Source organism: Xanthomonas axonopodis pv. maculifoliigardeniae (genome assembly GCF_041519315.1).
In the GTDB taxonomy this organism is placed as follows: domain Bacteria; phylum Pseudomonadota; class Gammaproteobacteria; order Xanthomonadales; family Xanthomonadaceae; genus Xanthomonas; species Xanthomonas euvesicatoria.
In genome coordinates this window covers 3,974,387-3,994,099 of the sequence record NZ_CP167998.1, presented here as the reverse complement: position 1 = coordinate 3,994,099, position 19,713 = coordinate 3,974,387, and the positions used below count along the sequence as shown (strand labels likewise).

Sequence of the window (19,713 nt, the reverse complement as noted above, 5' to 3'; positions counted from 1 at the left end):
AGAAGGGCCTCAGCCCAACGCAGCCTCCAACTCCGGCAGCAGCGTAAACAAATCTCCCACCAGCCCGATATCGGCAATCTCGAAGATCGGCGATTCCGGGTCCTTGTTGATCGCCACAATCGTGCCGGCGTCCTTGATGCCGGTCAGGTGCTGGATGGCGCCGCTGATGCCGATGGCCACATACAGTTCCGGAGCGATGATCTTGCCGGTCTGGCCGACCTGCAGCTCGTTGGGTACGTAGCCGGCGTCCACTGCCGCGCGCGAGGCGCCCACGGCGGCGCCGAGTTTGTCGGCCAGGCTGTAGATATGCTGGAAGTTCTCGGCCGAGCCGACGCCGCGGCCACCAGAGACCACGCGCTTTGCGCTCTGCAGGTCGGGACGGTCGGAGCTGCCTGCTGCCAGACCGACAAAACGGGTATGGGTCGGCAACGCGGCCTCCACCGTGGCCGCCTCGACCGTCGCGCTTCCACCGCCGGCCGCTTCCGGCCAGGAGGCGCTGCGCACTGTCGCGACCACGATATGCTCGGCCGGGGCCTTGACGGTGATGATGGCGTTGCCTGCATAGATCGGACGCTTGAAGGTGTAAGCGTCTTCGACCGACATCAGATCGGAGATCTGGTTGACGCCCAGCAGCGCAGCCACGACCGGCATCAGGTCCTTGCCGAAGGTGGTGGAGGGTCCAAAGACATGCGTGTAGCCCTGGCCGGCAAGCTGGGCGATCTGCGGCCCCAGCACCTGCGCGATGGCGTGTTCGTTTGCGGCGTTCGCCACCGTCAGCACTCGGGCAACACCGGCTAACTGCGCGGCTTGCGCTGCAACCGCGGCCGGGTCGGCAGCCAGCACAACCACATCAATTGAGTCGGCCGAGATCGCCAGCGCAGCGCTGAGGGTCTTGGCGGTGGCCGCATTGAGCTGACCGTTGAGATGTTCGGCAACAACGAGAACCTTGGCCATTACAGCAACCCCTTCTGCTTGAGTGCGGCCACCAGCTCGGCGGCGTCCTTGACCATCACGCCGCGGCTGCGCTTGGACGGCGCGGCGTAGTGCGTGGTGGTCACGCTGTCATGCGCGTCGACGCCCAGGTCGGCAAACGCCAGCGTTTCCAGCGGCTTGCTCTTGGCCTTCATGATGTCCGGCAGCTTGATGAAGCGCGGCTCGTTCAGGCGCAGATCGGTGGTGATCACTGCCGGCAGGTCAATTTCCAGCGTCTCCAGGCCGGCATCGACCTCGCGCGTCACCGTGGCCTTGCCATCGGCAACGACGAGCTTGCCGGCGAAGGTGGCCTGCGGGCGGCCCCAGAGGGTGGCGAGCATCTGGCCGGTCTGATTGGCGTCGTCGTCGATGGCCTGCTTGCCGAGGATGACCAGATCCGGCTGTTCCTTCTCGACCAATTTGAGCAGCGCGCGCGCGGCGGTCAGCGGCTGAACAGCCGCATCGGTCACCACATGGATTGCGCGATTGGCGCCCATGGCCAGGCCGTTGCGCAGGTGCGCAGCCGCATCGGCCGGCGCCAGGGTGGCGACCACGACTTCCGTGGCGATGCCGGCATCGCGCAGGCGCAATGCTTCTTCCAGGGCGATTTCGTCGAACGGGTTGGGCGAGAGCTTGACGCCCTCGGTCACCACGCCGGAGCCATCCGGCTTGACCTGAATGCGGACGTTGTAGTCCACCACGCGCTTGTAGGCGACGAGGATTTTCATCGTGTACGAGATCCTTCAGCTATTGCGGGAAGGCCCGGCCGCGGCGGCAGGCACGGGAGTGGGGGCATTCTAACCGGGTGAAGCGAACCATGCGATGGCGTATGGATGGTGCGGTGCGGCACGTTGTCTCCCAAATTGGTCAGTGCTTAGGCCCGGTATTGCGCTAACCGTATATCCTGTGTCGTTTGAATACGCAGCGCGGTTCGCGCGCGATAAGGAGATAGGCAGTGGCAACTTGGCTAGTAACCGGCGGCGCCGGCTTCATCGGTGGGAACTTTGTTCTTGAAGCAGTGGCTCGCGGGGTGCGCGTGGTCAATCTTGACGCGCTGACCTATGCGGGAAATCTGAACACATTGGCTCCCCTGGAGGGCAACCCGCACCATGTTTTCGTCAAGGGCGACATTGGCGACGGCGCGTTGGTCGCCAGTCTGCTGCACGAACACCAGCCCGATGCGGTGCTGAATTTCGCGGCCGAGAGCCATGTGGATCGCTCGATCGAAGGTCCGGGCGCGTTCATCCAGACCAATGTGGTTGGGACCCTGGCCCTGCTTGAAGCGGTCCGTGACCACTGGAAGGCGCTTCCGAAGGAGCGTCAGGATGCGTTCCGGTTTTTGCATGTGTCCACCGATGAGGTCTACGGCACGTTGGGTGAGACCGGCAAGTTCACCGAAACCACGCCTTACGCGCCCAACTCGCCGTACTCCGCATCGAAGGCTGCTTCCGATCACCTGGTGCGCGCGTTCCACCACACCTACGGTCTGCCGGTGCTGACCACCAATTGTTCGAACAATTACGGTCCGTACCACTTCCCCGAGAAGCTCATTCCGCTGGTAATCGCCAAAGCGCTGGCTGGCGAACCACTGCCGGTCTACGGCGACGGCAAGCAGGTGCGCGACTGGTTGTTCGTCAGCGACCACTGCGAAGCGATTCGTACCGTGCTGGCGAAGGGCAAGGTCGGCGAGACCTACAACGTCGGTGGCAATTCAGAGCGGCAAAACATCGAGGTCGTACAGGCGATCTGCGCACTGTTGGATCAGCACCGTCCGCGTGACGATGGCAAGCCGCGTGCGAGCCAGATCACCTATGTGACGGATCGCCCGGGCCATGATCGCCGCTACGCGATCGACGCTTCCAAGCTGAAGAACGAACTGGGCTGGGAGCCCGCCTACACCTTCGAGCAGGGCATCGCGCAGACGGTGCATTGGTATTTGACCAACCAGGCCTGGGTGCAGGGCGTGCTGGATGGCAGTTACCGGTTGGAACGGATCGGTGCCTCGGCGTAAAGCGCCCCAGCAAGAGCCCGCGCGGTCGTGTGCGGGCCTCACAAGGAACTATCTCATGACACAACGTAGAGGCATTATTTTGGCGGGTGGGTCGGGCACGCGCCTGTATCCGATCACCAAGGGCGTCAGCAAGCAGCTGCTGCCGGTCTATGACAAGCCAATGATTTATTACCCGCTGAGCGTCCTGATGCTGGCAGGTATTCGCGATATTTTGATCATCAACACGCCGCATGAGCAGGCGCTGTTTCAGTCTCTGCTCGGCGATGGCGCGCAATGGGGAATCAATATTCAGTACGCCGTGCAGCCCAGTCCGGACGGGCTGGCGCAGGCGTATCTGATCGGCCGCGATTTTGTCGATGGCAAGCCGAGTTGCCTGGTGTTGGGCGATAATATTTTCCATGGCCACGGTTTGACCGAAACGCTACGCCGCGCAGACGCGCGCGAGCAGGGTGCGACGGTGTTCGGTTATTGGGTCAACGATCCTGAGCGCTATGGCGTGGCCGAATTCGATCAGCAGGGAAAGGTCATCGATATTGCCGAAAAGCCTGAAAAGCCCCGCTCCAACTATGCGGTCACCGGTCTGTACTTCTATGATGGAAAAGCCAGCGATTATGCGGCCGCCTTGAAACCTTCCCCGCGTGGCGAGCTGGAGATTACCGATCTCAATCGCTGCTATCTCGATGCTGGTGACCTGCATCTTGAGCCGCTGGGACGCGGGTATGCATGGCTGGATACCGGAACGCACCAGTCGCTGCATGAAGCGGCCAATTTCATCGAGACCATCCAGATGCGTCAGGGTCTGCAGGTGTGCTGCCCTGAAGAAATTGCATTCGGTCAGGGCTGGATCGATGCGGAACAGCTGGAGCGGCTGGCCGCCCCATTGCTGAAAAACGACTATGGCAAGTATCTGCACGAATTGGCTGTGCGAGGAGTAGTACCGTGAAAATCGTCGAAACCCGTTTACCAGGGTGTGTGGTCATCGAGCCGGCAGTGTTCGGCGATGAACGCGGATATTTTTTTGAAACATGGAATGCGGAGCGCTTCGGCCAGCATGGTCTGCCGACGAAATTCGTGCAAAGCAACGTGTCCACCTCGGCCAAGGGCGTGCTGCGCGGTTTGCACTACCAGTGGCCGCGTCCCCAGGGCAAGCTGGTCAGCGTGCTTGAGGGTGAGGTCTACGATGTGGCTGTCGATGTCCGCCATGGATCGCCCAACTTCGGGCAGTGGGCAGCCGTGGTGTTGAGCGCGGAAAACAAAAAGCAATTCTGGATTCCAGAGGGATTCGCGCACGGCTTTGCAGTGCTGTCGGAGCGAGCAGTGTTCAGCTACCTATGCACCGACGTCTACGTGAAGGAGGCCGATGCCGGCGTGCGCTGGGATGATGCGGCAATTGGCATCGACTGGCCGATCAGCAACCCATTGTTGTCTGCAAAGGACTCCGCCGCGCCGTTTCTGGGCGATGTGCCGGCCGAACGCCTGCCGGTGTATACGCCGTGACCACGCTGGTACTGGGAGCCAATGGACAGGTCGGCACGGAATTGCTGCGGGCATTGGCGGCCAATGGCCCGATCCTAAGTAGCACCCGCAGTGGTCGGTTGCCGGATGGGGCAGCGTGCGAGGTGGCAGACTTCGACGCACCGCAACGCCTGAGCGAATTGCTGGACCGCTTGCAGCCAAGTTGCGTCGTCAACGCAGCCGCCTATACGGCCGTCGATCGTGCCGAGCAGGAGCGTGATGCCGCCTTCCGTGCCAATGCCGAGGCGCCGTCGGTCATCGCGCAATGGTGCGCGCGCGCCAGTGTGCCCCTGGTCCATTACTCGACCGACTATGTCTTCGATGGACAGGGCACGCGCCCCTATCGGCCGGACGATGCCACCGCGCCGCTCGGCGTGTACGGGCAAAGCAAACTGGCCGGCGAGCAGGCAGTGCAGGCGGCCGGCGGCCGTCATCTGATCTTCCGCACTGCCTGGGTCTACGCGGCGCATGGACACAATTTCCTGCGCACGATGCTGCGCGTGGGCGCCGAGCGCGACGTGCTGCGCGTGGTCGCCGACCAGATCGGCACGCCAACGCCAGCGGCGTTAATCGCCGACATCACGGCGCACGCGCTGCGCCAGCCGGGCGAACCCTCCGGCTTGTGGCATCTGACCGCCGCCGGGCAGACCACCTGGCACGGCTTCGCCGAAGCCATCTTCGCGCAGGCGCGCGCGCGCGGCCTGCTCGCCCATGCGCCGCGCGTGGAGGCGATCAGCACCGCCGACTATCCCACGCCGGCCACGCGCCCGGCCTATTCGCGACTGGATATCCACAGCCTGCAGGACACCTTCGGCGTCCGCCTGCCGGACTGGCAGGATGGACTGAGCCAGGTGCTGGACACGCTCGCCCAACGATGAGCGTCGTCGGTGGTGCCACCGATCGGTGCGGCTTCAGCACCGACTCATAGCTTGCACTTCGCTTCGGCTACCATCAGGGTTGATCCGCGCCGGACCGGCGATCTGCTCCACGCAGGTCGCGGCCGACGTGGATGTGCCGCTGAAGCGGATGCCACGCACGATGCATACGTTGGATGCATGCAGGTGTGCGCTGTATCGCATCAGCCGGCACTGTGCAGGTTCTCGCGTATCCCCCAGCGGGCGCGCCAGCCCCATTGCGGGCTCGGCCGTCCCGTTATTACGCCGTGACCTGCATGCAGCGCGCTACATCCTCCCCCATCCAATGTCGCAAGGAATTCCAATGAAGATCGCTGTCGCGGGTACCGGCTATGTCGGTCTGTCCAATGGCGTATTGCTCGCCAAGCACCATGAGGTGGTGGCGCTGGACATCGTCGAGTCCAAGGTGAAGCTGCTCAACGAAGGCCGCTCGCCGATCGTCGACAAGGAACTCGAGGCCGCGCTGGCCCAAGGTGGCTTGAACTTCAAGGCCACCCTGGACGCCAAGGAGGCGTTTGCCGGCGCAGAGTTCGTGATCATCGCTACGCCCACCGACTACGATCCGGACACCAACTATTTCAACACTGGGTCGATCGAGGTCGTGATCGCCAAGGTGCTGGAGATCAATCCGCAGGCGACCATGGTGATCAAGTCGACCATTCCGGTCGGCTACGTCGCCAAGCTGCGCGCGCAGTTCGGTACCGACAACATCATCTTCTCGCCCGAATTCCTGCGCGAAGGCCGGGCGTTGTACGACAACCTGTACCCGTCCCGGATCATCGTCGGCGAGCGTTCGGCGCGTGCGGAAACCTTCGCGCGGCTGTTGCAGGAAGGCGCGCTCAAGCCCGACGTGCCGGTGTTGTTCACCGAGCCGACCGAGGCCGAGGCGATCAAGCTGTTCGCCAATACCTACCTGGCGATGCGCGTGTCCTACTTCAACGAACTGGACACCTACGCGCTTACCCATGGGTTGGATAGCCGCCAGATCATCGAGGGCATCTGCCTGGATCCGCGTATCGGCAGCCACTACAACAATCCTTCCTTCGGCTATGGCGGTTACTGCCTGCCCAAGGACACCAAGCAGTTGCTGGCCAACTACCAGAGCGTGCCGCAGAACATCATCCGGGCGATCGTCGATTCCAACACGACCCGCAAGGACTTCATTGCCGCCGACGTGCTACGGCGCAATCCCAAGGTGGTCGGCATCTATCGGCTGATCATGAAGGCCGGATCGGACAATTTCCGTTCGTCCAGCATCCAGGGGGTGATGAAGCGCCTCAAGGCCAAGGGCGTGGACGTCATCGTGTACGAGCCGACGCTGAGCGATCCTGAGTTCTTCCGCTCGCGCGTGGTCAACGACCTGGAGGCCTTCAAGCGCGAGGCCGATGTCATCATCAGCAACCGCATGGCCGACGCGCTGCAGGATGTGCAGGACAAGGTGTATACGCGCGACTTGTTCGGCGACAACTGAGCCAGACAGGTGCTTATTAAGTCCTGGCGGTGGCGATGCCACCCGCCAGGCCGCCCATGGGACTCACGGCGATGCGGTGCTGTTTACCGCCTCGCAGGCAGGTACCCGCGGTGGCGAACCGTGGGCGATGCAGCTGCGTTGCCCGCATTCACAGGTGTGCGACACAGCCAATGAGGCGTGTGGCCTCTGATCCGCGCGCGCGCCGTATCGCGATAAACGTGGCCACGGATAACGCAGGACGGCGGCCGAAGGCCGCCGTCGATATTGCCGTCTACGGTGAGACGCGCGATCAAGCGCGGCCGTAGGTGTCTTCGAAGCGCACGATATCGTCTTCGCCCAGATAGCTGCCGGACTGCACCTCGATCAATTCCAGCGGCAGCTTGCCCGGATTGCGCAAGCGATGGGTGACGCCCAGCGGGATGTAGGTGCTCTGGTTTTCGGTCAGCAGCAGCACTTCTTCGCCACGCGTCACTTCGGCCGTGCCGCTCACCACGATCCAGTGTTCGGCGCGGTGGTGATGCATCTGCAGGCTCAGCACTGCACCGGGTTTGACGGTGATGCGCTTGACCTGGTGGCGTTGGCCCATGTCGATGGAATCGTAAGCGCCCCATGGACGATAGACCTTGCGATGCCAGGTGGCCTCGGAACGGCCAGCGGTCTTGATCTGGCTGACGATGTCCTTGACCTCCTGGATGCGGTCGCGGTGGCCGACCAGCACGGCGTCCGGCGTTTCAACGACCACCACATCCTCAAGCCCAACCATGGCGATCAGGCGCGAGCCGTACGCATACGTGTTCTGGCAATCGAGCTGGATCACGTCGCCATGGTGCGCGTTGCCTTGCGCATCCTGGCTGGAAACATCCCGCAGCGAAGACCACGAACCGACGTCGTTCCAGCCCGCGTCCAAGGGCACCACAACCGCATCGGCGGTCTTTTCCATCACGGCATAATCGATCGAATCCGACGGGCTGGCGGCGAAGGCGTCCTTGTCCAGACGGGTGAAATCGGCGTCGCGCTTGCCGTTTTCCCACGCCTTCTGGCACGCATCGGCAATGGCGGGATGGAACTTGCGCAGCTCTTCCAGGTAACGCGACGCACGGAACAGGAACATGCCGCTGTTCCAGTAGTACTCGCCGCTTGCCAGGTAGCTTTGTGCGGTGGCGAGGTCGGGCTTCTCGACGAAGCGCTCGACTGCGCTTGCACCGGTACCGGCGCCGGCCTTGATATAGCCATAGCCGGTTTCGGGCGCAGTCGGCTTGATGCCGAAGGTCACCAGCTTGCCTTGCTCGGCAGCAGTCGCTGCCAAGGTCACTGCCGCCTGGAACGCAGCCTCGTTCTGAATGACGTGGTCGGAAGGCAGCACCAGCAATAGCGGGTCGGCACCGTCGCGGGTCGCTTCCAGCGCTGCAACGGCAATTGCCGGCGCCGTGTTGCGTCCCTTGGGCTCCAGCAGGATGGCCGAAGGCTTCACGCCTAACTGCTGCAACTGCTCGGCGGCCATGAAGCGGTGTTCTTCATTGGCGACCACGATGGGGGCGTGACCTGCGACGGGAGCCGCGCGCAGCCAGGTCGACTGCAGCATGCTCTTGTCGCCGACCAGCGGCAGGAACTGCTTGGGATAGGACTCGCGCGACAGCGGCCACAGGCGCGTGCCGGAGCCGCCGGACAAGATAATGGGTAGGACGTCGCTCATGGGCGGGGGAAACTCCAAAGTGCGTCTATGGGTGGGAGAGGGGTCAATCAGCCGCGCAACAGGTCAGAAATTTCCTGCGTACGCGTTTCCAGCAGTGCGGCATCGCCGCGCGTTTCCACGTTTAGGCGCAGCAGCGGCTCGGTATTGGAGCTCCGCAGGTTGAAACGCCATTGGCCAAAATCGGCGCTGATGCCGTCGGTGTAATCCAGCTCCGGCGACAACGACGCGTAATGCTCCATCACGCGGGCAACGGAGGCCTTGGCATCGGCCACCTTGAAGTTGATCTCGCCGCTGCAGGGGAATTTCTGCATGCGCGCTTCGACCAGATCGGCCAGCGAACGGCCCGACTGCGACACCAGTTCGGCGATCAGCAGCCACGGAATCATGCCGGAGTCAGCGTAGGCGAACTCGCGAAAATAGTGGTGTGCGCTCATCTCGCCGCCGTAGACGGCATTTTCGCTGCGCATCTTTTCCTTGATGAAGGCATGGCCACTCTTGCACAGCACCGGAATGCCGCCGGCTTCTTCGACCTGCTCGACCGTGTTCCAGGTCAGGCGCGGGTCGTGCACGACCTTGCCGCCCGGCTGCTTGGCCAGGATCGCCTGGGCCAGCAGGCCGACCAGGTAATAGCCTTCGATGAAGCGGCCGGTGTGATCGAAGAAGAAACAACGGTCGAAGTCGCCGTCCCACGCGATACCGAAATCGGCGCCGTTGTCCTTGACCGCCTTGGCGGTGGCGTCACGGTTTTCCGGCAGCAACGGGTTGGGGATGCCGTTGGGGAAGTTGCCATCGGGCTCATGGAACACGCGCACGAATTCGAACGGCAGATGCGGCGCAAGCAAGTCGACGATCAGACCGGCGCCGCCGTTGCCGGCATTGACCACCAGCTTGAGCGGCTTGAGCGTGCTGCGGTCCACGTAGCTGAGCAGGTGCTCCAGGTACGCGGTCTTGTCGGTGCGGCTCTGCTCACTGGCGGTGGGCTCGCCAGGCGCTGCGGTATCGGCCGCGACCGTGTCGCGGATGGCGAACAGACCGGTATCCGAGCTGATCGGTCGCGCTTGCTCGCGGACCAGCTTCATCCCGTTGTAGTCCATCGGGTTGTGACTGGCGGTCACCATCACGCCGCCGGCGGCCTTGAGGTAATCGGTCTGGAAATAGACTTCCTCGGTGCCGCACAGGCCGATGTCGATCACTTCACGGCCACTGGCGCGCAGGCCCGCCGAAAGCGCTTCCTGCAGCGCCGGGCTGGCCAGGCGCACGTCGTGGCCCAGGACCACCGGCCCTTGATCCAGTTGCGCCGCCAGCGCCACGCCGATGCGGCGGGCCAAGTCCTCGTTGAGTTCATCCGGCACACGGCCGCGAATGTCGTAGGCCTTGAAGGCGGGTAGCGTCATGGGCAAATCCTGAAGTGGGGGACGCCCGAGTTTAGCGGCTGCGTCGTGTCTTGGGTGTGGCGGAATTGCGACCGGGGACAGGGAACAGTCAGCGGATAGAATGGGCGCTTCACATCAGCGAGGTGAGGGCGGTGATGCGCAGTGACGGACGTGGTGCGGCAAGCGGCAAACGCTATGCCGATGCCAAGGCAGCACTGGACGGGGTATTGGCCAATGGTCAGACCCTGGCGGTGGGCGGCTTTGGGTTGTGTGGAATCCCGGAGGCATTGATTGCAGCCGTGCGCGACAGTGGGATCGGCGGGTTGACCGTGATCTCGAACAACGCCGGCGTCGACGGATTCGGGCTTGGTCAATTATTGGCCACCCGGCAGATCCGCAAGATGATTTCGTCCTACGTGGGCGAAAACAAGGAATTCGAACGCCAATACCTGGCGGGCGAGCTCGAGCTGGAGTTCAATCCGCAAGGCACCCTGGCCGAGCGTTTGCGCGCCGGTGGCGCGGGCATTCCTGCGTTTTACACTGCCACCGGCTACGGCACGATCGTGGCCCAGGGCAAGGAAACGCGCGAATTCGACGGCAAGCATTACGTGCTTGAAACCGCGTTGCAGGCCGACGTGGCGCTGGTCAAGGCATGGCGCGCCGATACCGCCGGCAACCTGGTATTCCGTAAGACCGCGCGCAATTTCAATCCCGCCTGCGCCATGGCTGGACGCGTGTGCATCGCCGAGGTCGAGGACATCGTGGAGCTGGGCGATATCGATCCGGATCAGGTGCATCTGCCCGGCATTTACGTGGACCGCCTGGTGCTCAACGCCACGCCGGAAAAACGCATCGAACAGCGCACCGTGCGCGAAGGACAGCAGTGATGGCCTGGACCAGAGACCAGATGGCCGCACGCGCGGCACGCGAACTGACCGATGGTGCCTACGTCAACCTGGGCATCGGCCTGCCGACGCTGGTCGCCAACCACATCCCCGACGGTGTGGATGTGTGGCTGCAGTCGGAGAACGGCCTGCTTGGCATCGGCCCGTTTCCAAGCGAAGACGAAGTGGATGCAGACCTGATCAATGCAGGCAAGCAGACCGTGACCGCCCGCGCCGGTGCCAGCTATTTCGGCAGCCACGATTCATTCGCGATGATCCGTGGCGGCCACATCGACCTGGCGATTCTCGGCGCAATGCAGGTCACCGACCGTGGCGATCTGGCCAACTGGATGGTGCCCGGCAAGATGGTCAAGGGCATGGGCGGTGCAATGGATCTGGTGGCCGGCGTCAAACGCGTGGTGGTGTTGATGGAGCACGTCGCCAAGGACGGAAGCCATAAGATCTTGCGCGAATGCGACCTGCCACTGACCGGTGTCGGCGTGGTGGACCGCATCATTACCGATCTGGCAGTGTTCGATGTCACTGCAGATGGATTGGTGCTGGTGGAGGCGGCAGACGGAGTGGAGTTGGACGAGTTGCGCCACAAGACGGGCGTTGAAATCTTGGCATCTCAGTCGTAAGGCGAAGCCGGATGACCGTTAGGTCATCCGGCCTTAATCAATCCGCGACCGGTAAAGTGATCGTCGAGTTGCAGGTCCGCCAGCCATGGCGCCTGCCAGCAGGCGGAACCGATGCAGTGTAGTGGGATCTGGATCGAAGTGCGTTCAAATTCCAGTAGATAGCTTTCTTCTTGGGTGACTCTGCAGACATCTGCAATAAAAGCTAGCGCGCCTTCATGCACCTGCGCGATTGTCGCCCACTGCGTCGGCGATAGCTCTGGAGTGGCGTAGACCGCAGTTGGAACCTCGGAGGTGCTCGTGAAGTACGAAAACTGCGGTGAGGGAGCAGTGAGAAGTGTCTCCAAAAGCAGATCGTGACGCAGGAGCGTAGATTGATCCGGATCACCTTCGGTACGCCCATCGAAATAGCGGGCAGCAGCCCAGCTCTGGTTAGTGATCTTTGCGGCGCGCGCATTCAATGCAAAATAAGCGCCACCCAGTGGCTTGCCGGTCAACCGTGTGAGGTTGGATTGGATGCTGCCTGAGTACCCTATGTCCGCTACCATGGCAGCACCGTCACCTACGGTAGCTCTCCAATAATGCAGATAAGCCGCCCTTTCAGTTTCCGCAAGCGACAGTAATTCGTTAATGGCTGGGGTAATGAGTTCCACAAGCTCGGCGTGCATCTCCGGCAGATAGACATCGCGTTGCATCGCCGGGCGCCCTAAGCGGCGTTCCAAAATATCCGCTGCACGACCACCTAGACGCGCCTGTATAAGGCCGCTCAGCGTTCCGGTATAAGTGCTGTCCAGAAGCAATCCAAGATCATCCGGTGCATGCAGCGATGGTGTTCCGGTTCCCCGGCGCGATGCGAGCAGATACTTGCCACACAGCTGCTGTAATGAAGGACAAGCTTGCCTTATTAGGTCAAACCCCTGCTGCAGTAAATGACCTTCTCGACTCAAGAATAAGATCGTTTCGGTGTTGCTTTGGGTTGCCAAGCGGATCAGCCAAGCAAGGTAATCGAAGATCAGTGGGCCGAGCACTACATAGCCAAGACATGCTGGGGAAAGAATCGGCACTGGCCTCAAAGTCTCAGGTTGCTGGTCGGCTAGGTCGGCGAAACGATTTGCCAGTAAGCCGAGCCACAATTGATCCTGCCATCGCGTTGCTGCACCTGAGGCTGGCCTAAGCGAGCGCAATCCGGGAATAATCTCCAATAGCGCGGATGGACGGATGACATGCACGGGCGTCAACAAGCCATGCATCTGTGGGCGCTGAATATCCGCCTGTTCATTATCACCGACATGTAGCCACTGTGAAGGATCTATTTTTTCGATCTTCGGCAGCTGCCTCCAGGCACTGTCAGCATCCTTGCGCCAACCTGTCTCGCATGACACATACCAAGCAGCTGGCAGTGCGGCGACCTCGTAGGGGAGTGCCTGCTTCAGCAACGTGCTACCTAGATACATGTCCGAAAGCGCAACCAAGCGGATACCACGTCGTTGCAAGCCGCTGACTGCTGCGATCACACCTTGCCGTGGTCGTAGTAAGGCAGTTTCCAGGGCCACTTCCGATGCCTGAATTGCATCGATTGGAAGTCCTTTCGCATCGGACAGGCCAGACAGCGTCGCGTAGATGGTTGACAGGTCGACATCGGCGCCAGCTTGATGGCGTGCTTTGGACTCGGCAAGTTCACGGAGTTCAAGGAAATTTACGACCCCGAACCGACCCGCTAACAAGTGGGCAAGATAGGCGCGGGCACCTGCAGGAAACAGGAATGGCCGCACTACCAATGTGTCGAAGATATCCAGCGACACTAGTCGAGCCTGAAGAGAGGATAGTGTTAATCGCGTGGCAATCGGCGCGTCAAACGAAGCCTGCCAGTTGCGTTCGCCCTCGCCACTGAGTGACAGTGTTCCGTCTTGCGGCAATATTCCCACTCGAAAGTGCTGATGACGCACAACAGCAACGAACATACGCTCCATCGCGTGGTGCAGGGTGCCGTCGATCTGTCCGTGCTCTTCAGGGAAGTCTTTGAGTTCCAGATTCAGCGCGTACAACGGCCTCAATGCATCCACTTTCGCCCAGAACATCGATCCCGCAGGGAAGTCGATATATTCCGACGCATGGATATCGAATCCGAGTCGCTGGGCCAGCATGCGACACATTTCAAAATTACTAAGCCAGGTATGTGCCCAAAGAGGAACGCGTTCGTAACTCTCAGGGTAGAGCATGCCAAGGCGTGGCTCAGCCTGAAACATGCCAAGTTGCCACACGATACGTTCCGCGTTGCCCATCAGGGACGACATTAGATACCGACGCCAATCACCTTGCTCGCTACCCGTGTACAAAGATTTCTTTGTATGCAGGTGGCAGACGACATCCAGCACTAGTATCTCCTCGCGGAACGTCACCAGAAGCGGTGCGATGTCACGTCCACGATTAGGTACGATGCGGATATCCAGATTCTCGATCCGCTGCAGCTTTGAAAAGCGGTTTCTCGCTAGGGCTTCGGCTGCTTCGTCCATTACAGAGACGAGCAGGTCATAGCCAATTGGCATGTACTGGAGCGACTGTGCGAGTTCGTCGATGAGGTCCGGATAGAAGACGTGCACCATCACGCCCACCTTTAGCTGCAACTGCGGCAAAGGTACTGGCCTGCCAAATGGCGCTTGTTCCGACATCCATTGAGCCGCCGGCTGCTTGCGCCCAGCCAATCGAACTCGTTTTAGAAAGCCGCGTAGTCCCAGGGCACGAATCACTTTGAATGCGCGCGTTGCGACCGCAGTTGCACCGGAAAAACCGCCACCATGCAGCTCTACAGAACGGCGCGTCGCAGCCAGGAGTTTGGTGAGGCTGCCAGTCACGCGGTTTGCCATTCGTTATTCACAGATTCTGGTAGTTCGGACCCGAACCACCCTCCGGCGTGACCCAGGTGATGATTTCGTACGGGTCCTTGATGTCGCAGGTCTTGCAGTGCACGCAGTTGGCCGCGTTGATCTGCAGACGCTTGCCGGAGGGGCTGGCGGTGTCTGCGACCATTTCGTAGACGTTGGCCGGGCAGAAACGGGTGCAGGGGTTGTCGTATTCGGTCACGCAGCGGGTGGCGCATACATCGGTGTCCAACACCTTCAGATGTACCGGCTGGTCTTCATCGTGCTCGGTGGCGGCGAAATACACGGCTTGCAGGCGATCGCGCGGGGCGAGGTCGCGGGTGACGTAGTCGCGCTTGGGCTGTTCGTACTCGCCGAGCTTGTGCAGCGCCGACCAGTCGGGTTTGTTCTTCAGCGTCCACGGCGAAGCGCCCTTGAGCGCGGTTTCCCAGGCCGCGTTGAGTAGGCCGAACCACAGGCCCTTCTTGAAACCGGGCTTGATGTTGCGGACTTGCTTCAGCTCGGCCATGACCTCGGAGGCGCGCAATCTGGCATCGAAGCCCTGCGGCGCCAGCTGCGATTGCACCAGGTGTTCGGCGGCCAGCATGCCGCTGCGGATCGCCTGGTGGGTGCCCTTGATCTTGGGTACGTTGAGCAGGCCAGCGGTGTCGCCGATGAGCAAGGCGCCGGGCATGTCCACTCTCGGCAGCGATTGCCAACCGCCGCTGACCAGTGCGCGGGCGCCGGCAGACACAATGCTGCCACCTTCCAGCAGCGGCTTGATCATGGGGTGGTTCTTCCATTGCTGGAAGGCTTCCCACGGTTGGTAGGCCGGGTCGCTGTAGTCCAGCCCGCTCACATAACCGAGCGCGATCTGGTTGTTGTCCAGGTGATAGACGAAGCTGCCGCCGTAGGTGCGGTTGTCGGCTGGCCAGCCAATGGTGTGCACGATCTTGCCGGGCGTGACGCGGCCTTCGGGCACCTGCCACAGCTCCTTGATGCCGATCGAATAGCCTTGCGGGTCGCTGTCGGCGGTGAGGTCGAAGCGCTTGAGCAGCCGCTTGGTCAGGTGGCCACGCGCGCCTTCGGCCAGCACGGTGACCTTGGCGCGGATGTCGATGCCGGCGGTGTAGCCGGGCTTGTGCGTGCCGTCTTTTGCAATACCCATGTCGCCAATGCGCACGCCCACCACCTGGCCGCTGTCGTCGTGCAGCGTTTCGGCGGCGGCGAACCCTGGATAGATTTCCACGCCCAGCGCTTCGGCCTGCGGCGCCAGCCAGGCGCACATCGCGCCCAGGCTGACGATGAAGTTGCCATGGTTGCGCATGCCCGGCGGCACCACCGGGAACTTGCGTGCGCTGTCCTTGCCGAGGAACCAGAATTCGTCGTCGGTGGCCGCCACGCAGATCGGCGGCGGATTGTCGCGCCAGCCTGGCAGCAATGCATCCAGCGGGCCGGGCTCGATCACCGCACCGGAGAGGATATGCGCGCCGATGGTGCTGGATTTTTCGATCACGCAGACGCTGATGTTCGGATCGAGCTGCTTGAGCCGGATCGCGAACGACAGCCCGGCCGGACCGGCACCGACGGTGACGACGTCGTATTCCATGACGTCGCGCTCGACCGCCTCTGACGCGTGTGCGCCCACTCCCGCTTCCGACATTGCTCCGCTCCCGTTGGCTCGATGGCTGTTGCGCATTTTCCGGGATTGCATGTGACGGCGGCAAATCGGGTCGATTCATCCGCGCCATGCCGGGCTGCGTGCTAGCGTTTCCGGCATGAAGATTCGGGTGGCATTGCCGGGGGCGGAGATCAACTGGTGGCGCGGTTGGCTGCCGCCCGCGCAGGCCGATGCGCTGATGCAGGCGCTGCTGGCGCAGGCGCACTGGGAGGTGCACCGCATCCGGATGTTCGGACGCATGGTGGATTCGCCGCGCCTGAGCAGCTGGATCGGCGATCCGGAGGCGAGCTATCGCTACTCGGGCACACGGTTCTCGCCACAGCCCTGGCTGGAGGTGCTGCAGCCCGTGCGCATGCGGCTGGAGGACGAAACCGGTCACCGGTTCAACAGCGTGCTGGTCAATCGCTACCGAAGTGGCAGCGATGCGATGGGCTGGCACAGCGACGACGAGCCTGAGCTGGGCGCGCAGCCATTGATTGCCTCGGTGAGCCTGGGTGCGACGCGGCGCTTTGCGTTCAAGCACCGCGACGATGCGGCCCTGAAGCAAATGCTGGAGCTCGGTCACGGCGACCTGTTGCTGATGGGCGGCGACACCCAGCGCCACTACAAACACGCTTTGCCGCGCACCGCCAAGCCGGTCGACGAGCGCATCAATCTGACCTTTCGTCAGATCGCGGTGCGCGTGTCCCAGCCATGAGCGGCTAGCAACTTGCAGCGCGCTCGCCTGGGCAGTGAGCCCGGTGGGCGTGTCGGCCGCAGCTTGCGTGGGCGCAACCAGCAATCCAGGTCAAACGATGAGTGGATCGAGTGCGCGGTTCCCTCACCGCTTGCGGAACACGCCGTGAACCCATCCATGCGGGCTCGATGGCGGTATCCATGCCGCCAACGGTCCCGCAAGCGGCAAGGACACCGCACCAGAAAGTGCATTGATGACGTGATTGAAGAGCGAGGACGCCCCGCCCAGACAGTCGACTGGCTGCTGTGTTGAAGAACGAGCAGACCGCGTCGAGAAGCCGCTACGTGCTTTTTTGAAAGCTGTGCACACCGAGCATCTCAACTGGTCCTTGCCCGCCTAGCCTCGCCGAGCCCTTGGCGGCATGGATGCCGCCAGGAAGCATGCAGGGACGTACTTGCAGCGTGGCTGGCGATGGTGGGCGGGTAAGCGCCCTGCAGCCATGGCACAGATCAGCCGCTCTGCAAGAGACCGGCGTGACGTCGCCTGTCAGCCGCTTCAAGCCTGTCGCTTGCGCTTACAACGAACGCGGCACGTTCTGGCTGTCCTGTTGCCCGGCGGTTAGCGTCCAGCCGACCAGCTCGGTGGTGATCTGGGTCAGCGCCTGCTCGAAAGCCACCGCGACTGCGGCGGTATCGGTGCCGGTGGACGGGCGCGCGACCAGGAAGGTGCGCGAGGCGACCACGCGTTGGTCGGTCGAATGCAGCAATTTGGCGTTGAGCTCGATCGTGGCCGAGGGCAGCGACTGGCCGGCGTAATCGGATTCGAAGCGGCGCAGATCGATCGCCAGCTTGTAGTCCGAGCGGATGCCGGTGCCGATATGGGCCACCGCGGCGATCTTGCCGGAGTCTTCGAACGCGCGCACCACGCTGTCTTCCAGCATGTCGGTGGCTGGCTGTGCCCAGCCAGCGCCGTGGTAGACCTGCAGTTCGCCAGGGGTCGGGCGCACATTGATGCGCGGGCTGTCAATGACGCGTGCGGCGCTGGGCTTGGCCACCACCAGCTGCCAGGTCACCTGCGGCCAGGTGGGATTGGGCGTCACGCGCACCGTCGGGGCGTAGATGGTGGCCGGCTTCTGGTCGCCGCCGGTCAGCACCGAGCAGCCGCCCAGCGCCAGCAACGAGGCGCACAGCAGGGGACGCAACACACGCATGGCAGTCATTTCGGTTCGAACTCCTTGGGTGCGTCGCGGCCGAGCAGGTAGCGCGCAGGGTTGTTGTCCAGTTTGTCGCTGACCCGGCGCAGGTCGCGGATCAGGCCGCGCAATTCGGTCAGTGTGGGGCCGAGCTGGCCCAGCCCATCGTTGGCAAAACTATTGATGGCCGCGCGGTTCTCGCCAAGGATGTTGTCGGCATTGCCGGCGGCCGAATCCAGCTTGACCAGGGTGGCATCGAGTTTTTCCAGGATGCCCGGCAGCTGCTGTACCAGGTTCTGGTCCAGCCGCTTGATGGTGCCGTTGGTGGTGGTCAGGGTGGTGTCCAGATTGCGCGCGGCGTCGCGCGCGCTGACGATCAGTGCCTGCATGCCTTCGTCGCGATCGGCGATGCCACCGCTGATCTTCTCCAGGTTCTGCAGCGTGGCCGAAATGCTGGCCACATTCTTGTCCGAGAGCATCTGGTCCATGCGCTCGACGATGCGATTGGCGGTGTCGGTGATGTTCTGCAGCGCCGACGGGGTGGTCTGGATGATCGGCGCGTCGCTCTTGTCGATGCTGGTCAGCGCCGGCGCTTCGGGCGTGCCGCCGGAGAGCTGGATGATCGACGGGCCGGTCAGACTGGTGATCGCCAGCTTGGCGCGGGTGTCGCTCTTGATCGGCGTGGTGGAGTTGACGCGCACATGCGCGACCACCTGCCGCGGGTCGTTCGGCGCCAGGGTCAGCTCGGTGATCGAGCCGACCGCGATGCCGTTGTACTGCACCGGGCTGCCGACCGACAGGCCGGTCACTGCCTCGCGGAACACCACCCGGTATTGCTGCCAGGTGCGGTCGGAGGAGTACTTGGCGGCCCATAGCCCGAACAGCAGCAGGGCCAGGCCGGCCACGATGGTGAAGGCGCCGATCAGGACGTAATTGGCTTTGGTTTCCATGCTCAGGCGGTCTCGGTGGAGTCGGTCTTGGCCGCGCGCGCGGCGCGGGCGCGCGGACCGTGAAAATAGTCCTGGATCCAGGGGTGATCGATCTGCTCGACCTCGGCCAGCGGCGCGTTGGCGATCACCTTGCGATCGGCCAGTACCGCGATGCGGTCGCAGATGGCGTACAGCGTATCCAGGTCGTGGGTGATCAGGAACACGGTCAGGCCCAGGGCCTGTTGCAAGGTGCGGATCAGACGGTCGAAGGCGGCCGCACCGATCGGATCCAGCCCTGCGGTGGGTTCGTCCAGGAACAGCAACGGTGGATCCAACGCCAGCGCACGTGCCAGGCCGGCACGCTTGCGCATGCCGCCGGACAATTGCGAAGGCAGCTTGTCCAGCGCATCGGCCGGCAGGCCGGCGAGCTTAATCTTCAGCAGCGCCAGTTCGAAATACCAGCGCTCGGGAAACTCGCCATGGTGTTCCTTCAGCGGCACCTGCACGTTTTCGCCCACGGTCATCGACGAAAACAGCGCCCCGTCCTGAAACAGCACGCCGGTGTTGCGGGTGATGTGCTGGCGGTCGGCGAACCGGTCCGAGCGCGCGTCCGCGCCCAGCACCTGGATGCTGCCGGCATCGGGTTCGCGCAGGCCCAGGATGCTGCGCATCAGCACCGACTTGCCGGTGCCCGAACCGCCAACCACGCCGAGGATTTCGCCGCGCCGCACATCCAGATCCAGGTCTTCGTGCACGGTCTGGCTACCGAAACGGTTGGTGAGCCCGCGCACGGAAATCGCCAGCTGTTCGTCGTCGGCCTCGGCCTGTGGGCCGGGATTGGGGAGTGGGGATTCGGGAGTGGTCACAGCACCTTCCTCTCCAATACCAGTGCAAGCGCCGCGCTGC

At 62.6% G+C, this 19,713-nt stretch carries 17 protein-coding genes; 8 read left to right on the top strand and 9 right to left on the bottom strand.

Annotation, left to right across the window (positions count from 1 at the left end):
* Positions 1–9: 9 nt before the first annotated feature.
* Together ACDH77_RS16910 and ACDH77_RS16905 are read right to left on the bottom strand one after the other, a co-directional pair.
* Complete coding sequence (locus tag ACDH77_RS16910) at positions 10–954, bottom strand: electron transfer flavoprotein subunit alpha/FixB family protein (RefSeq protein WP_029820294.1); 945 nt, start codon at positions 952–954, stop codon at positions 10–12.
* Entirely contained in the window at positions 954–1,700 is a 747-nt protein-coding gene (locus ACDH77_RS16905; RefSeq protein WP_008576941.1) for an electron transfer flavoprotein subunit beta/FixA family protein, read from the bottom strand. The genes ACDH77_RS16910 and ACDH77_RS16905 overlap by 1 nt, the downstream gene beginning before the upstream one ends.
* A gap of 227 nt (positions 1,701–1,927) precedes the next feature.
* Between ACDH77_RS16905 and rfbB the strand changes: the two genes are divergently transcribed.
* The 5 genes from rfbB (at position 1,928) to ACDH77_RS16880 (ending at position 6,883) form a co-directional block, all read left to right on the top strand.
* Positions 1,928–2,983, top strand: coding sequence for a dTDP-glucose 4,6-dehydratase (gene rfbB / locus ACDH77_RS16900; RefSeq protein WP_031424434.1), 1,056 nt, complete (start codon positions 1,928–1,930; stop codon positions 2,981–2,983).
* A gap of 55 nt (positions 2,984–3,038) precedes the next feature.
* A complete protein-coding gene (gene rfbA, locus ACDH77_RS16895; RefSeq protein ID WP_031424432.1) occupies positions 3,039–3,926 on the top strand; it encodes a glucose-1-phosphate thymidylyltransferase RfbA in 888 nt (295 codons plus the stop codon).
* The gene (gene rfbC, locus ACDH77_RS16890; RefSeq protein WP_011052372.1) at positions 3,923–4,480 is read left to right on the top strand and encodes a dTDP-4-dehydrorhamnose 3,5-epimerase; all 558 of its coding nucleotides are present in this window, start codon (positions 3,923–3,925) and stop codon (positions 4,478–4,480) included. The genes rfbA and rfbC overlap by 4 nt, the downstream gene beginning before the upstream one ends.
* The gene (gene rfbD, locus ACDH77_RS16885; RefSeq protein WP_008576951.1) at positions 4,477–5,376 is read left to right on the top strand and encodes a dTDP-4-dehydrorhamnose reductase; all 900 of its coding nucleotides are present in this window, start codon (positions 4,477–4,479) and stop codon (positions 5,374–5,376) included. The genes rfbC and rfbD overlap by 4 nt, the downstream gene beginning before the upstream one ends.
* Positions 5,377–5,716: 340 nt before the next feature.
* Positions 5,717–6,883: a nucleotide sugar dehydrogenase gene (locus ACDH77_RS16880; protein WP_008576953.1), complete on the top strand. Its 1,167-nt coding sequence runs from the start codon at positions 5,717–5,719 to the stop codon at positions 6,881–6,883.
* Between the two features lie 289 nt (positions 6,884–7,172).
* Here the strand turns inward: ACDH77_RS16880 and ACDH77_RS16875 are convergent, their stop codons facing one another.
* Together ACDH77_RS16875 and ACDH77_RS16870 are read right to left on the bottom strand one after the other, a co-directional pair.
* Positions 7,173–8,576 carry a mannose-1-phosphate guanylyltransferase/mannose-6-phosphate isomerase gene (locus tag ACDH77_RS16875; RefSeq protein ID WP_031424428.1) on the bottom strand — a complete coding sequence of 468 codons (1,404 nt, stop codon included), beginning with the start codon at positions 8,574–8,576 and terminating at the stop codon, positions 7,173–7,175.
* Between the two features lie 47 nt (positions 8,577–8,623).
* The gene (locus ACDH77_RS16870) at positions 8,624–9,970 is read right to left on the bottom strand and encodes a phosphomannomutase/phosphoglucomutase (RefSeq protein WP_029820288.1); all 1,347 of its coding nucleotides are present in this window, start codon (positions 9,968–9,970) and stop codon (positions 8,624–8,626) included.
* A 134-nt stretch (positions 9,971–10,104) separates the two neighbouring features.
* On the opposite strand from ACDH77_RS16870, the gene ACDH77_RS16865 reads away from it, so the two are divergent.
* Complete coding sequence (locus ACDH77_RS16865; RefSeq protein ID WP_008576961.1) at positions 10,105–10,836, top strand: CoA transferase subunit A; 732 nt, start codon at positions 10,105–10,107, stop codon at positions 10,834–10,836.
* Positions 10,836–11,474, top strand: coding sequence for a CoA transferase subunit B (locus ACDH77_RS16860; RefSeq protein ID WP_031424425.1), 639 nt, complete (start codon positions 10,836–10,838; stop codon positions 11,472–11,474). The genes ACDH77_RS16865 and ACDH77_RS16860 overlap by 1 nt, the downstream gene beginning before the upstream one ends.
* A gap of 23 nt (positions 11,475–11,497) precedes the next feature.
* Here ACDH77_RS16860 and ACDH77_RS16855 read toward each other — a convergent pair whose 3' ends face one another.
* Positions 11,498–14,335 (bottom strand): rhamnan synthesis F family protein, encoded by a 2,838-nt coding sequence (locus ACDH77_RS16855; RefSeq protein ID WP_031424423.1) that lies wholly within the window; start codon positions 14,333–14,335, stop codon positions 11,498–11,500.
* Positions 14,336–14,342: 7 nt separating this feature from the next.
* On the bottom strand, positions 14,343–15,992 hold the full coding sequence (locus ACDH77_RS16850; RefSeq protein ID WP_031424421.1) for an electron transfer flavoprotein-ubiquinone oxidoreductase: 1,650 nt from the start codon (positions 15,990–15,992) through the stop codon (positions 14,343–14,345).
* Between the two features lie 115 nt (positions 15,993–16,107).
* On the opposite strand from ACDH77_RS16850, the gene ACDH77_RS16845 reads away from it, so the two are divergent.
* Positions 16,108–16,707 (top strand): alpha-ketoglutarate-dependent dioxygenase AlkB family protein, encoded by a 600-nt coding sequence (locus tag ACDH77_RS16845; protein WP_008576968.1) that lies wholly within the window; start codon positions 16,108–16,110, stop codon positions 16,705–16,707.
* Positions 16,708–17,260: 553 nt separating this feature from the next.
* Here the strand turns inward: ACDH77_RS16845 and ACDH77_RS16840 are convergent.
* From ACDH77_RS16840 to ACDH77_RS16830, 3 genes are read right to left on the bottom strand one after another with little or no spacing between them, the layout of a single operon-like run.
* Positions 17,261–17,905: an ABC-type transport auxiliary lipoprotein family protein gene (locus tag ACDH77_RS16840; RefSeq protein WP_031424419.1), complete on the bottom strand. Its 645-nt coding sequence runs from the start codon at positions 17,903–17,905 to the stop codon at positions 17,261–17,263.
* Complete coding sequence (locus ACDH77_RS16835) at positions 17,902–18,828, bottom strand: MlaD family protein (RefSeq protein WP_008576973.1); 927 nt, start codon at positions 18,826–18,828, stop codon at positions 17,902–17,904. The genes ACDH77_RS16840 and ACDH77_RS16835 overlap by 4 nt, the downstream gene beginning before the upstream one ends.
* Before the next feature lie 2 nt (positions 18,829–18,830).
* The gene (locus tag ACDH77_RS16830; protein ID WP_029820283.1) at positions 18,831–19,673 is read right to left on the bottom strand and encodes an ABC transporter ATP-binding protein; all 843 of its coding nucleotides are present in this window, start codon (positions 19,671–19,673) and stop codon (positions 18,831–18,833) included.
* Positions 19,674–19,713: the final 40 nt, after the last annotated feature.

Coding starts and splice junctions, on each gene's coding strand:
- ACDH77_RS16910 (WP_029820294.1), bottom strand. CDS start 954: ATGGCCAAGGTTCTCGTTGTTGCCGAACATCTCAACGGTCAGCTCAAT.
- ACDH77_RS16905 (WP_008576941.1), bottom strand. CDS start 1,700: ATGAAAATCCTCGTCGCCTACAAGCGCGTGGTGGACTACAACGTCCGC.
- rfbA (WP_031424432.1), top strand. CDS start 3,039: ATGACACAACGTAGAGGCATTATTTTGGCGGGTGGGTCGGGCACGCGC.
- ACDH77_RS16880 (WP_008576953.1), top strand. CDS start 5,717: ATGAAGATCGCTGTCGCGGGTACCGGCTATGTCGGTCTGTCCAATGGC.
- ACDH77_RS16875 (WP_031424428.1), bottom strand. CDS start 8,576: ATGAGCGACGTCCTACCCATTATCTTGTCCGGCGGCTCCGGCACGCGC.
- ACDH77_RS16870 (WP_029820288.1), bottom strand. CDS start 9,970: ATGACGCTACCCGCCTTCAAGGCCTACGACATTCGCGGCCGTGTGCCG.
- ACDH77_RS16865 (WP_008576961.1), top strand. CDS start 10,105: ATGCGCAGTGACGGACGTGGTGCGGCAAGCGGCAAACGCTATGCCGAT.
- ACDH77_RS16860 (WP_031424425.1), top strand. CDS start 10,836: ATGGCCTGGACCAGAGACCAGATGGCCGCACGCGCGGCACGCGAACTG.
- ACDH77_RS16855 (WP_031424423.1), bottom strand. CDS start 14,335: ATGGCAAACCGCGTGACTGGCAGCCTCACCAAACTCCTGGCTGCGACG.
- ACDH77_RS16850 (WP_031424421.1), bottom strand. CDS start 15,992: ATGTCGGAAGCGGGAGTGGGCGCACACGCGTCAGAGGCGGTCGAGCGC.
- ACDH77_RS16845 (WP_008576968.1), top strand. CDS start 16,108: ATGAAGATTCGGGTGGCATTGCCGGGGGCGGAGATCAACTGGTGGCGC.
- ACDH77_RS16840 (WP_031424419.1), bottom strand. CDS start 17,905: ATGACTGCCATGCGTGTGTTGCGTCCCCTGCTGTGCGCCTCGTTGCTG.
- ACDH77_RS16835 (WP_008576973.1), bottom strand. CDS start 18,828: ATGGAAACCAAAGCCAATTACGTCCTGATCGGCGCCTTCACCATCGTG.